This is a genomic window from Streptomyces lycii (genome assembly GCF_009735685.1).
Taxonomy (GTDB): Bacteria; Actinomycetota; Actinomycetes; order Streptomycetales; family Streptomycetaceae; genus Streptomyces; species Streptomyces lycii.
This window is the reverse complement of the sequence record NZ_WHPN01000269.1, coordinates 1-11,881: the sequence shown is the minus strand read 5'-3', so window position 1 is coordinate 11,881 and position 11,881 is coordinate 1. Positions and strand designations below refer to the sequence as shown.

The 11,881-nt window shown below is 73.7% G+C and carries 11 protein-coding genes and 1 tRNA gene; 6 read left to right on the top strand and 6 right to left on the bottom strand.

Features of this window, described 5'->3' with window-relative positions:
* Nucleotides 1–49: 49 nt before the first annotated feature.
* Nucleotides 50–682, bottom strand: coding sequence for an alpha/beta hydrolase family protein (locus GCU69_RS13310; RefSeq protein ID WP_098749991.1), 633 nt, complete (start codon nucleotides 680–682; stop codon nucleotides 50–52).
* Between the two features lie 466 nt (nucleotides 683–1,148).
* Nucleotides 1,149–1,964, bottom strand: coding sequence for an SOS response-associated peptidase (locus GCU69_RS13305; RefSeq protein ID WP_098749990.1), 816 nt, complete (start codon nucleotides 1,962–1,964; stop codon nucleotides 1,149–1,151).
* 53 nt (nucleotides 1,965–2,017) lie between these two features.
* Between GCU69_RS13305 and GCU69_RS13300 the strand changes: the two genes are divergently transcribed.
* The 3 genes from GCU69_RS13300 to rsgA all read left to right on the top strand — a co-directional run bounded on the left by GCU69_RS13300 (nucleotide 2,018) and on the right by rsgA (nucleotide 5,431).
* Entirely contained in the window at nucleotides 2,018–2,731 is a 714-nt protein-coding gene (locus GCU69_RS13300; protein WP_098749989.1) for a M50 family metallopeptidase, read from the top strand.
* 320 nt (nucleotides 2,732–3,051) lie between these two features.
* Nucleotides 3,052–4,413 carry a 3-phosphoshikimate 1-carboxyvinyltransferase gene (gene aroA, locus GCU69_RS13295; protein ID WP_098749984.1) on the top strand — a complete coding sequence of 454 codons (1,362 nt, stop codon included), beginning with the start codon at nucleotides 3,052–3,054 and terminating at the stop codon, nucleotides 4,411–4,413.
* 13 nt (nucleotides 4,414–4,426) lie between these two features.
* A complete protein-coding gene (gene rsgA / locus GCU69_RS13290; protein WP_098749983.1) occupies nucleotides 4,427–5,431 on the top strand; it encodes a ribosome small subunit-dependent GTPase A in 1,005 nt (334 codons plus the stop codon).
* 42 nt (nucleotides 5,432–5,473) lie between these two features.
* On the opposite strand, the gene GCU69_RS13285 is transcribed toward rsgA, so the two are convergent.
* Nucleotides 5,474–6,100: a TetR/AcrR family transcriptional regulator gene (locus GCU69_RS13285; RefSeq protein ID WP_098749988.1), complete on the bottom strand. Its 627-nt coding sequence runs from the start codon at nucleotides 6,098–6,100 to the stop codon at nucleotides 5,474–5,476.
* Nucleotides 6,101–6,390: 290 nt separating this feature from the next.
* Between GCU69_RS13285 and hisN the strand changes: the two genes are divergently transcribed.
* Together hisN and GCU69_RS13275 are read left to right on the top strand one after the other, a co-directional pair.
* A complete protein-coding gene (gene hisN / locus GCU69_RS13280; RefSeq protein ID WP_098749982.1) occupies nucleotides 6,391–7,188 on the top strand; it encodes a histidinol-phosphatase in 798 nt (265 codons plus the stop codon).
* A 316-nt stretch (nucleotides 7,189–7,504) separates the two neighbouring features.
* Complete coding sequence (locus tag GCU69_RS13275; RefSeq protein ID WP_098749981.1) at nucleotides 7,505–7,906, top strand: CBS domain-containing protein; 402 nt, start codon at nucleotides 7,505–7,507, stop codon at nucleotides 7,904–7,906.
* A gap of 92 nt (nucleotides 7,907–7,998) precedes the next feature.
* On the opposite strand, the gene GCU69_RS13270 is transcribed toward GCU69_RS13275, so the two are convergent.
* Nucleotides 7,999–9,474 (bottom strand): catalase, encoded by a 1,476-nt coding sequence (locus GCU69_RS13270; RefSeq protein ID WP_156206166.1) that lies wholly within the window; start codon nucleotides 9,472–9,474, stop codon nucleotides 7,999–8,001.
* Between the two features lie 154 nt (nucleotides 9,475–9,628).
* Between GCU69_RS13270 and GCU69_RS13265 the strand changes: the two genes are divergently transcribed.
* Nucleotides 9,629–10,045 carry a Fur family transcriptional regulator gene (locus tag GCU69_RS13265; protein ID WP_098749987.1) on the top strand — a complete coding sequence of 139 codons (417 nt, stop codon included), beginning with the start codon at nucleotides 9,629–9,631 and terminating at the stop codon, nucleotides 10,043–10,045.
* A gap of 527 nt (nucleotides 10,046–10,572) precedes the next feature.
* Here GCU69_RS13265 and GCU69_RS13260 read toward each other — a convergent pair.
* Nucleotides 10,573–10,646 (bottom strand) — tRNA-Met (locus tag GCU69_RS13260).
* A 92-nt stretch (nucleotides 10,647–10,738) separates the two neighbouring features.
* Nucleotides 10,739–11,881: tetratricopeptide repeat protein (locus tag GCU69_RS13255; protein ID WP_156206165.1), on the bottom strand; the 1,143-nt coding region annotated here is incomplete at its 5' end.

The following is an 11,881-nucleotide window of genomic DNA, read 5'->3' as shown; positions in this document are numbered from 1 at the left end:
AGGCTGGCCTGGCGGGCCGGGACAAGGCGGCGCGGGGCGGGGCGGGGAGTCAGCCGAGCAGCCCCGGCAGCCGCCCGGAGACCGCTCCGGTGAGCACGTCGAGCGCCTCCTGCTGGGTGACACCGGCCCGCTTGGGCACCGCGAAACCGTGGTCGGCGTACGGCACCTCGGCCAGGTCGGTGCCGGGCGGAAACTCCTCCGGGCGGCCGAACGGGTCACGCCCGCCCTGCACCACCAGCACCGGCACTCCCGCCCCGGTCAGCTCCCCCGCGCGGGACTTCTCCGGCTTGCCCGGCGGGTGCAGCGGGAAGGCCAGGGCCAGCACGGCGTCCGCCTCCAGCTCGCGCGCCGTACGGCAGGCGACGCGCGCCCCGGCGCTCCTGCCGCCCGCGACGAGGGGCAGCCCGGGCTTCCGCAGCGCGGGCCGGAGCGCGGTCCAGGCACTGTCGAGGGTCTTCGGCGCCGGGGCCAGTTTCCGGCCGGCCACCCGCCAGGGCTGTTCCACCAGCGCGACGGTGAACCCGTGTCCGGGCAGCTCGGCGGCCAGCGCCCGGAGGTCCCGGGCCTCGATGCCGCCGCCCGCGCCGTGGCCCAGAGCGAGGACCAGCCGGGGACGCGGTGCGCGGTGCCAGGTGACGCGGGCCTCGCCCGCGGGCGTGCTGAGGGTCTCGGTGTCGCTCATGGGGCCCATCCTGCCCGCCGGCCCGAGCACGGCGGTTTCCCGACACCCACGGCCGTTCGCGGACGGCTCCGGCCGTCCGCGGGCACGCCCCGGCCGTCCGCGGCCGCCCCGACGGCGGGGCACCCGGCCGCGGGCACCCGGCTGCGGGCGCTCGGCCGTTTCCCGTTTCCGGACGGCCCCGGCTCGCCGGGCCGCCGGGGCGGGGGCCGGGGACCCGGCACCGGGAGCCGGGACCCGGGATGGCCGGCGGGAGCCGGACCGCGGACGGGTGCCGGCACGGCGGAGCAGGTACCGGCACTGCCGGGGCGGCCGGGGCGGCGCCGGGAGAAGCTGCTCGGGCGGGCGGTCGGACCTCAGTAGCCAGAGGTCCGGGCACCGGGGTCCCGGGGCCAGGAGTCAGAGGTCTGGAGTCCCGGAGGGCCAGAGGACCGGAGGGCCAGAGGACCGGAGGGCCAGAGGACCGAAGTCAGAAGAGGGTGCTCTCCTCCGGGGCCTCCAGCTCCTTCAGCAGTTCGGGGCCGTTGTTGCGGACGTTGCTGACCTCCGTGGAGACCGGATAGGCGCGCATGGTGCCCGCCGGGGGCGGCGCGAGGAGCTGACGCAGCTCGTCCGGATCGGTGGCACGCGGATCGAGCCAGGCGTCCCAGCGGTCCCGGGGCAGCGCGAGCGGCATCCGGGGGTGGATGTCCGCGAGCGCCCGCGGGCCCTCGCCGCCCGCGTTCGCCAGCGGCTCCGTCTCCGCCTCGGTCGTTATCACCGAGCAGGTCACCCACCATGCCTGCGGGTGCTCGTCCGGCAGCGTCCTGTCCCGCCAGAACTCGAAGAGCCCGGCCATCGCCATCACGGAACCGTCGGCCGGGGTCACGAAATACGGCTGCTTGCGGGGCCGCTTCTTCCCCTTCTTCTCCTCCAGCTGCCGCTCGGCGGAGCCGGTCACCCACTCGTAATAGCCGTCGGCGGGAATCAGACAGCGCCGGGAGGTGAAGGCCCGGCGGTAAGAAGGCTTCTCGTGGACGGTCTCCGCACGGGCGTTGATCATCTTCGCGCCGCCCTCCGGGGTCTTCGACCACGAGGGCACCAGCCCCCAGCGCAGCGCACGCAGCTGGCGCACCGGATCCGGGGAACCGGACTCCTTGTCGGGCCGTTCAAGAACCGCGTAGACGTTTTTCGTGGGAGCGACATTCCAGTCCGGGGCGAGCGCCTCCGTGGGGTCCCACTTGGCCACGTCGAAGAGGCCCACCAGGTCTGCCGGATTCCGGCTGGCTGCGTATCGACCGCACATAGCTGCAAGACTGCCACGACCCGCCGACAACGCCGCAAGGAGCCCTGCCCCCCATGGACATAACCAGCCCCGGAGACCTGTGGGAGCGCGTCACCGGTGTCCAGCCGGACCCCTCCGTCTGGCTGGTCGCCGCAACCGCCGCCGTCGCGCTGGCCGTCGTCCTGCCGCGGGGCGTGTGGCGGCTCAGCCGGAACGCCGTGACCATCGCGCACGAGGGCGGCCACGGACTCGTGGCCCTCCTCACCGGCCGCCGGCTGGACGGCATCCGGCTGCACTCCGACACCTCCGGACTGACCGTCTCCCGCGGCAAGCCCACCGGCGTCGGCATGATCCTCACCGCCGCCGCGGGCTACACCGCGCCCTCCCTGCTCGGCCTCGGCGGTGCCTGGCTGCTCTCCGCTGGGCACATCACCCTGCTGCTGTGGGGGTCGATCGCGCTGCTGGCCGCGATGCTGGTGATGATCCGCAACGCGTACGGCGCGGTCACCGTCGTCGTCACCGGGGCGCTCTTCTTCCTGGTCTCCTGGCTGACCGGGCCCGAGGTGCAGGCGGCCTTCGCATACGGTGTGGTGTGGTTCCTGCTGCTCGGCGGCGTCCGCCCGGTGTTCGAACTGCAGGGCAAGCGGCGCGGCGGCCGGGCCCCGGACTCCGACGCGGACCAGCTCTCCCGGCTGACCCATGTGCCGGCCGGGCTGTGGCTCTTCCTCTTCCACGCCGTCACGCTCTGCTCGCTGACCGGTGGCGGGCGCTGGCTGCTGGACCTCTGACGTCCGCAGGGGGCCGTATGGGTCCGTGGAGGTCCGAGGGGTCCGCAGAGACGCAGAGGCCCGCTCCCGTCCGCAGGCGTCAGCCCCGCATCCGCCGGCGTCGGCCGACACTTCCGCCGGCCCCGGCCCCGTGTCCGCCGACGCCCCGCAGACGCCCCGCCGGTGCCCGCCCGCACCCGCTCTGCCCCTCACCGGCTGCGGCGAGCCCGTGCCGCTCGCGCGGTGAGGCAGAACGCCTCGACAGCGCTGACACGTTTCCTCCGCGTTTCGCCACTTTCGATGAGGAATCCGGCCTGCCGGGAGCCATTAAGGTGAGCCTTATGACCGGTACTCCCGTCCACCCCGCCCACTGGCCCGCCCCGGCCGCGTCCGGCCCCGTCGACGCGACCGTCACCGTGCCGGGCTCGAAGTCGGTCACGAACCGCGGCCTCGTGCTCGCCGCGCTCGCCGCGGAACCCGGCTGGCTGCGCCGTCCGCTGCGCTCCCGCGACACCCTCCTCATGGCCGAGGCGCTGCGGGCCATGGGCGTCCGCATCGAGGAGACGGTGTCCTCCGACTCCGGTGACGCCCCCGGCGGCGGCGAGGCCTGGCGGATCATCCCGGCCGGCCTGCACGGTCCCGCGACCGTCGACGTCGGCAACGCCGGCACCGTGATGCGCTTCCTGCCACCGGTCGCGGCCCTGGCGAACGGCCCGGTCCGCTTCGACGGCGACCCGCGTTCGTACGAGCGCCCGCTGCACGGCGTGATCAACGGCCTGCGCGCGCTGGGCGCCCGCATCGAGGACGACGGGCGCGGCGCGCTCCCGCTGACCGTCCACGGCGGCGGCGCCCTGGACGGCGGCCCGGTCGAGATCGACGCCTCGTCCTCCTCGCAGTTCGTCAGCGCGCTGCTGTTGTCCGCGCCGCGCTTCAACCAGGGCGTCGAGCTGCGGCACACGGGCGCCGCCCTGCCGTCGCTGCCGCACATCCGGATGACGGTCGACATGCTGCGCGCCGCCGGAGCGGCCGTGGACACCCCCGAGGCCGGCGGCGAGCGGAACGTCTGGCGGGTCGCGCCCAGCGCCCTGCTCGGCCGGGACCTCGTCGTGGAGCCGGACCTGTCGAACGCCCAGCCGTTCCTGGCGGCGGCCCTCGTCACCGGCGGACGGGTCACCATCCCCGACTGGCCCGAGCACACCACCCAGCCGGGTGACGCGCTGCGCGCGATCTTCACGGAGATGGGCGGGTCCTGCGAACTCGGCCGGGACGGGCTCACCTTCACCGGCTCCGGCCGCGTCCACGGCATCGACGTCGACCTCTCCGACGTCGGCGAGCTGACCCCCGGCATCGCGGCCGTCGCCGCACTGGCCGACTCCGAGTCCGTGCTGCGCGGCGTCGCCCATCTCCGGCTGCACGAGACCGACCGGCTGGCCGCGCTCACCAAGGAGATCAACGGTCTCGGCGGCGACGTCACGGAGACCGCGGACGGCCTGCGCATCCGGCCGCGGCCGCTGCACGGCGGGGTCTTCCACACCTACGACGACCACCGGCTCGCGACGGCCGCCGCGATCATCGGCCTGGCGGTCGGCGGGGTCGAGGTGGAGAACGTCGCGACGACCGCCAAGACGCTCCCGGACTTCCCCGGGCTGTGGACCGGCATGCTCGGAACGGAACGGGCGGCCGCCCCGGCCCCGAGGGCCTGAGGCCGGTTCCGCGATGCGCCGCTACGGCAAGCACACCGACGAGGAAGACGTACGGGTCCGCCCCGGCAAGGGCAGCCGGCCGCGCACCAGCATCCGGCCCAAGCACGAGGACGCCGTCCCCGGGATGGTCCTCACCGTCGACCGGGGGCGGCTCACCTGCCTGGTCGAGGGCCGCACCGTGACCGCGATGAAGGCCCGCGAGCTGGGCCGCAAGGGCGTCGTCGTCGGCGACCGGGTCGCCATCGTCGGCGATCTGACGGGGGCCAAGGACACCCTGGCCCGCATCGTCCGGGTCGAGAAGCGCGCCTCCGTGCTGCGGCGTACGGCGGACGACGACGACCCGTACGAGCGGGTGGTCGTCGCCAACGCCGATCAGCTGGCGATCGTCACGGCCCTCGCCGACCCCGAGCCGCGGCCGCGGCTGATCGACCGCTGTCTGGTCGCCGCGTTCGACGCGGGCCTGGACCCGCTGCTGGTGCTCACCAAGTCCGACCTGGCGCCCGCCGCGCCCCTGCTGGAGACCTACGAGCCGCTGGGCGTGCCGTTCGTGGTGACCAACCGCGACGAGCTGGCCGACGGCGCGGCGGCCGACCGGGTACGGGAACGGCTGACCGGCCGGACGACCGCCTTCGTCGGCCATTCCGGGGTGGGCAAGACGACGCTCGTCAACGCCCTGGTGCCGGACCGCCACCGGGCCACCGGCGACGTCAACGCGGTCACCGGACGCGGCCGGCACACCACCACCTCTGCGCTCGCCCTGCCGCTGCCGGGCGCGGAGGGCTGGGTCATCGACACCCCCGGCGTGCGGTCCTTCGGCCTGCACCACGTCGATCCCTCACGGGTCATCGGAGCCTTCCCCGACCTCGAACCCGGCACGGCGGGCTGCCCCCGCGCGTGCAGCCACGACGAGCCGGACTGCGCCCTGGACCAGTGGGTCGCCGACGGCCACGCCGACCCGGCACGGCTCTACTCGCTGCGCCGGCTGCTCGCCTCCCGCGAGCGGCACGAGGGCGACTGACGCCGGCCCGGCCGCCGCGGCGGCCCGCGAAGGCCCGGGAGGTCAGGCGATCGCCGCCGGCAGCGCGCCCCGCACCATCCGGGCGATGTCGTCCGCGCCCGCAGGCGCCACGACGAACGACACGGCCAGCCGCACCGTGATCTCACAGGAACCCGTCAGCCGCAGCGACTCCTCACGGGACCGGCCCGCCGCCAGCGCCGCCGACATCAGATCGCGCACCTGGCCGAGCAGCTCCACCGGTGACGGCAGCGGGCCGTCCGCCCGGCGCTGCGCGGGCATGTACGGGCCGGTGACGGGACCACCGGTCACCCGCAGCGGCTGTGGCAGCCGCTCCCCCCAGCAGCCGGTGAGAACGGCCCGCAGCAGCGGGTTGTGACGGGCCGTCCGTACGGTCCACTCGGCCACCGCGGCGAGCCGGTCGCCGGGAGCCCCGGCCGCGGCGGGGGCGGACGGCCCGGCCAGCACGGCCCGCACCCCGGCCAGATAGCGGTCCACCTCACGGCGTACGAGGGCCCGCGCCAGGCCGTCCTTGCTGCCGAACTCGTTGTAGAGGGTCTGCCGGGAGACCTGGGCCGCGGCGGCGACGTCCACCATCCGCACCCCGGGCCACGGCCGGTTCGCCAGTGCCGCGTAGGCGGCGTCCAGCAGGGATTCACGTGCTGTCGGCATCGTCGCCTCCCGGGCCGTGCGGAGCACATGACTGCTGTTGGCCTCAGAAATACCGCTTGCGCCTCAGAATTGACGCGTGGGCAGACACTGTCAAGGGTCCCTCCACCGGGGGTGCCGTTCGGATCTCCGCGAGTGCGGGAAACGTGTCCGGTGTGTGCTTCCCGTGTGCCGGACCGCGCGGCGCCCGCGGAGGTCCCGGCGAGGACCCTTTGGCCCCGGCGGAGGATCGCCGTAGCCCGCACGGCCATGGCTGTGTGGTCTGCCAGGAGTGGCATGGATACTGTTCGCACATGCCCGACTATCACGATGATCTGCGTCTCGCCCACGTACTCGCCGACGCGGCCGACGCCCAGACCATGGACCGGTTCAAGGCGCTCGACCTGAAGGTCGACACCAAACCGGACATGACGCCGGTGACCGAGGCGGACAAGTCGGCTGAGGACGTGATCCGCACCTCGCTGCGCCGGGCCCGGCCGCGGGACGCCGTGATCGGTGAGGAGTTCGGCAGCGAGGGCTCCGGCCCCCGGCGCTGGATCATCGACCCGATCGACGGCACCAAGAACTACGTGCGGGGCGTGCCGGTCTGGGCCACCCTCATCTCCCTGATGGTGCCGGGCGAGCACGGTTTCCAGCCGGTCGTCGGCGTGGTGTCGGCGCCGGCGCTGGGCCGGCGCTGGTGGGCGGCCAAGGGCGGCGGCGCGTACACCGGGCGGAGCCTGTCGAAGGCGACCCGGCTCCATGTCTCCCGGGTCGGCAAGGTCTCGGACGCCTCGTTCGCGTACTCCTCGCTGGGCGGCTGGGAGGAGCAGGGGCGGCTGAACGGTTTCCTCGACCTGACCCGCGACTGCTGGCGCACCCGGGGTTACGGCGACTTCTGGCCGTACATGATGGTCGCCGAGGGGTCGGTGGACATGTGCGCGGAACCGGAGCTGTCGCTGTGGGACATGGCGGCGAACGCGATCATCGTGCAGGAGGCGGGCGGCGAGTTCACCAGCCTCGACGGCGTGCGGGGCGTGGACGGCGGCAACGCCGCGGCCTCGAACGGGCTGCTGCACAGCGAGCTGCTGAGCTATCTGAACCAGCGTTAGCACGTCAGGGCGGGACCGTCACCGGCGACCGGCGGGCGCAGCCCCGGCCAACGGGCGCAGCCCCGGCGACCGGCGGGCGCAGCCCCGGTGACCAGCGGGCGGGCCCCGGCGACCGGCGACACCGGCAGGCGTGGCCCCCGGCGGGCGCGGCCCCCGCGACCACCGGCCTGAAATAGCGCCGGACGGCCCCTTGTCGGTCTCTCGGAGGGCATGTGAACATGAGAATTCCCCCGCTTGTGCACTTGTGAGCCCTCGCCCGGACCGTGCCCTCCGGGGTCGCCCGTTCCGGGCTCACGAAGGAGGTGGCTCCACCCCCATGCTCGTCCGAGACGCCATGAGCACGGTGGTCCTCACCATCGGGCCCGCCCACACACTCCGCCAGGCAGCACGCCTGATGGCCGCCCGCAGCGTCGGCGCCGCCATCGTCCTCGACACCGACACCAGCGGGCTCGGCATCCTCACCGAGCGCGACATCCTCGTCTCCCTCGGCGCGGGCCAGGACCCCGACCTCGAGACAGCTCACGCCCACACCACCACGGACGTCGTCTACGCGACCCCCGAGTGGACACTCGAAGAAGCCGCCGAGGCGATGGCCCACGGCGGCTTCCGGCATCTGGTCGTCCTCGACGAGGGAGAGCCGGTCGGCGTGGTGTCGGTCCGCGACATCATCCGCCGGTGGGCGCCGGTCCGGCAGCAGCCGGCGGCGCTGGTGAGCTGACCGGAGCCCGGAGCCCGGCCCCGCGGCGACGACGGAAGGGGCCGGGCCCCTGGACAGGCCCGACCCCTTCCTTCCCTACGGCAAGCGCCCGGTCAGCCGCGCAGGGCCTGGACCGCGGCCTCCAGCCGCTTGCCGAAGTCCTCGTCGGCCTGACGGAAGTTGTTGATCGCCCGGTCGAGGATGTCCTGGCGCGAGACGCCGCTCATGGCGCCCGCCAGGTTGCTCACCAGACGCTCCTTCTCGTCCTCGGACATCAGCCGGTAGAGGTTCCCCGCCTGGACGAAGTCGTTGTCCTCGGCGTGCAGCGGGGTCTTGCCCTCGGTCGTGTAGCCCGAGACCTCCAGCGGCTGCCACAGCGGACGGCCCGTCTGGGCCGGGCCGCCGAAGCTGTTCGGCTCGTAGTTCTTCGCGGCGCCGTGCCGGCCGTCGTACATGAAGCCGTCGCGGTTGTAGTTGTTCGCCTCGACGGCGTGCGGGCGGTTCACCGGGAGCTGGTCGGCGTTGATGCCGACGCGGTAGCGGTGGGCGTCGCCGTAGCCGAAGAGCCGGCCCTGGAGCATCTTGTCCGGGGACGGGCCGATGCCGGGCACGAAGTGCGCCGGGGAGAAGATCGACTGCTCGACCTCGGCGAAGATGTTCTGCGGGTTCCGGTTGAGCTGGAACTTGCCGATCTCCTGGACCGGGTAGTCCGCGTGCGGCCAGACCTTGGTCAGGTCGAAGGGGTTGAAGCGGTAGTCGGCCGCCTCGGCCGCGGGCATGATCTGGACGCCCACGGTCCAGGACGGGAAGTCGCCCCGCTCGATCGACTCGCGCAGGTCCCGCTGGTGGCTGTCCGGGTCCTCACCCGCGAGCTTGTCCGCCTCGGCCTGGGTCAGGCACTTGATGCCCTGGTCGGTCTTGAAGTGGTACTTCACCCAGAAGACCTCGCCGTCGGCGTTGGTCCACTGGAAGGTGTGCGAACCGAAGCCGTCCATGTGCCGGTACGACGCGGGGATACCGCGGTCGCCGAACAGCCAGGTGACCTGGTGGGTCGACTCCGGCGACAGGCCCCAGAAGTCGAAGACGTTGTCCGCCTCCTGCGAGCCGGTGTACGGGTCGCGCTTCTGGGTGTGGATGAAGTCGGGGAACTTGATCGCGTCCCGGATGAAGAAGACCGGGGTGTTGTTGCCGACGAGGTCGTAGTTGCCCTCTTCGGTGTAGAACTTCAGCGCGAAGCCACGCGGGTCGCGCACCGCGTCCGCGGCACCGAGGCTGCCGGCGACGGTGGAGAAGCGCGCGAAGACCTCGGTCTCCTTGCCGATCTCCGAGAGGAACTTCGCCCGGGTGTACTTCGTCACGTCCGCGGTCACCGTGAAGGTGCCGTAGGCGCCCGCGCCACGGGCGTGGACGATCCGCTCCGGGATCTGCTCGCGGTTGAAGTGCGCGAGCTTCTCGATCAGCAGCTGGTCCTGGAGCAGCACCGGGCCGCCGACGCCGGCCGTCTCGCTGTTCTGGTTGTCCGCTACCGGAGCACCGGATTCCGTCGTGAGCGGTCCCGCCGAACTCGCTGCCTGGTCCTGCACAGACACGTGCGCCTCCTGGTCGTACCTCTACTTGGCTTCTGCCCGGTCCCGATCCTACATTGGACTCAGTCCAAGTCAAGAAGATGCATAAGACCGTACTCGTTCGGGAACCGGACCCCCGCTTGTTAAACTGACCTCTCCGAACTGTTAGGTGATGGACATGAGTGACCTGCTGGAACGACTTCGAGGACGCGGCTGGCGGCTGACCGCCCAGCGGCGGGTCGTCGCCGAAGTTCTCGACGGCGACCATGTCCACCTGACCGCGGACGAGGTGCACGCCCGCGCCGCGGCCCGGCTCCCGGAGATCTCCCGCGCGACCGTCTACAACACGCTGGGCGAACTGGTCTCGCTGGGCGAGGTGATCGAGGTCAGCACGGACCGCCGGGCGATGCGGTACGACCCGAACGCCCACCGGCCGCACCAGCACCTGGTCTGCGGCAAGTGCGGTCTGGTCCGGGACGTCCGGCCGGTCGGCGATCCGCTCACGGACCTTCCCGAGGGCGAGCGCTTCGGCTTCACGCTCTCCGGCGCCGAGATCACCTACCACGGCCTCTGCCCGTCCTGCGCGTCGGACTGAGCCCCGCGGGGTGCTCCGCTCCCGTTGCTCCGGCTTCGCAGGCCCGCCCTGCTGCCGCTGCTGCGCCCCGCAGGCCCGCCCTGCTTCCGCCGCTGCGCCCCGCAGGCCCGCCCTGTTTCCGCTGCTGCGCTCCGCGGGCCTGCTCGCTTTCGCTGAGCCTCGCCGGCCCACCCGGCTTCCTCGGGGTGCACCGCCGTCGGCCTGCGCCGCTCCCCCGACGGAATCCTTGCGGTCACTGAGCCCTGGCGCCCCGCCCGGCTGCCCCTGCCGAGCCCGGCGTACCGCCCATCTGCCCCTGCCGAGCCCTCTCGGCCCGTGCCGCACCGACCGGGCCCCGTCGAGCCTGCCGCCCAGGATCCCCCGCGTGGCACAGCCCGCCGGCCACCCACGGCCATCGGCCGCCACCGGCCCGGCCGGCCCGGGCCGCCCGCAGGCACGCGGCCTGCGGCTCGCGGTACACGTCATGCGGCGCGCCCATCGCACACGACGAAGGCCCGGATCCTGAGGATCCGGGCCTTCGTCCGTAGTAGCGGGGACAGGATTTGAACCTGCGACCTCTGGGTTATGAGCCCAGCGAGCTACCGAGCTGCTCCACCCCGCGCCGTTGTGTTCACAACTCTAACGTGCCGTCCCGACCAGCGCAAATCAAGACCGGCGGGCCGCGGCCGGCGGGGCTCGGGGCCCCGCCGGCCGCTACGCCGACAGCTCCTGCCGCAGCGCGTCGCGCAACCGCGCCGCCCGCTCGGCGACCTCCGGCGGACCGCTGTCCACCGCGTCCGAGCACCACTGCTGCGCCTCGGCCAGCTCACCGCGCCGCGCCGCCAGCAGAGCGAGCCGCAGCGCCGCGCGTCCGTGGCCGGCCTCGGCCGCCCGCTTCCACCACAGCGCCGCCTCCGGCTCACTGCCCTCGCGGGCGTAGAGCAGGCCCAGGTTGAAGGCACCGTTGCGGCTGCCCGCGTCGGCCGCCCTGCGGTACCAGTCCGCCGCCTCCACGACGTCGCCGCGTGCGGCGGCGAGCATCCCGCACCGGACCTGGGCCCGGCGGTGGCCCTGGCCGGCCGCCCGCTCGTACCACTCGGCGGCCTCGGAGGCAGCGGTCCCGTCCGGCTCGTCCGTACCGGTGCCGTCCGCCCCCGCGCGGTCGAGCAGCGCGCCGAGCCGGAAGGCCGCCTCCGCGCTGCCCGCACCGGCCGCGCAGCGCAGATGACGCTCCGCCCCGCGGTCGTCGCCGTCCCGGAGCAGGGCGATGGCGACCTGCAGGGCGGCCTCGGGGTGACCGGCGGCCGCGGCACGCTCGTACCACTCGTGGGCGGGTGCCTCCTCGTCCCGTCCGGCGTGCAGGATGCCGAGGTTGAAGGCGGCGTCGACGCTGCCCGCCTCGGCCGCCTTGGAGAACCACGGCTCCGCGCCCGCCGCGTCGTCCCGCTGGAGCAGCAGCACGGCGAGGGCGTTCGCCGCCTCACGGTGTCCCGCGTAGGCCGCACGGCGATACCACTGCTCGGCCTGTTCCGTACGGCCCTGCTCCGCGCAGAGCAGGCCCAGGTTGAACGCACCGTTGACGTCGCCCGCGTCGAGCGCGGCCCGGTACCAGCGCTCGGCGGTCTGCTGCTCGCCGCGGTCCGCGTGCAGCGCGCCCAGGGCGTTGGCGGCGTTGCCGTCGCCGTCCTGGGCGGCGCGCCGCCACCACACCGCGGCACTGTCCGGGTCCCCGGCGTCGCGCAGCAGGAAGCCCAGTGCGCAGGCGGCTCGGGCCTCGCCGTCCTTGGCCGCGCTCAGGTACCAGCGGCCGGCCTCCTTCACCTCGCCGCGCTCCTCCAGCAGCGTGCCGAGATACAG

What these genes read in the sequence shown, in the direction of transcription:
- GCU69_RS13265 (WP_098749987.1), top strand. Translation starts at nt 9,629, where the DNA reads ATGAGTGACCTGCTGGAACGACTTCGAGGACGCGGCTGGCGGCTGACC.
- hisN (WP_098749982.1), top strand. Translation starts at nt 6,391, where the DNA reads ATGCCCGACTATCACGATGATCTGCGTCTCGCCCACGTACTCGCCGAC.
- aroA (WP_098749984.1), top strand. Translation starts at nt 3,052, where the DNA reads ATGACCGGTACTCCCGTCCACCCCGCCCACTGGCCCGCCCCGGCCGCG.
- rsgA (WP_098749983.1), top strand. Translation starts at nt 4,427, where the DNA reads ATGCGCCGCTACGGCAAGCACACCGACGAGGAAGACGTACGGGTCCGC.
- GCU69_RS13310 (WP_098749991.1), bottom strand. Translation starts at nt 682, where the DNA reads ATGAGCGACACCGAGACCCTCAGCACGCCCGCGGGCGAGGCCCGCGTC.
- GCU69_RS13300 (WP_098749989.1), top strand. Translation starts at nt 2,018, where the DNA reads ATGGACATAACCAGCCCCGGAGACCTGTGGGAGCGCGTCACCGGTGTC.
- GCU69_RS13305 (WP_098749990.1), bottom strand. Translation starts at nt 1,964, where the DNA reads ATGTGCGGTCGATACGCAGCCAGCCGGAATCCGGCAGACCTGGTGGGC.
- GCU69_RS13275 (WP_098749981.1), top strand. Translation starts at nt 7,505, where the DNA reads ATGCTCGTCCGAGACGCCATGAGCACGGTGGTCCTCACCATCGGGCCC.
- GCU69_RS13285 (WP_098749988.1), bottom strand. Translation starts at nt 6,100, where the DNA reads ATGCCGACAGCACGTGAATCCCTGCTGGACGCCGCCTACGCGGCACTG.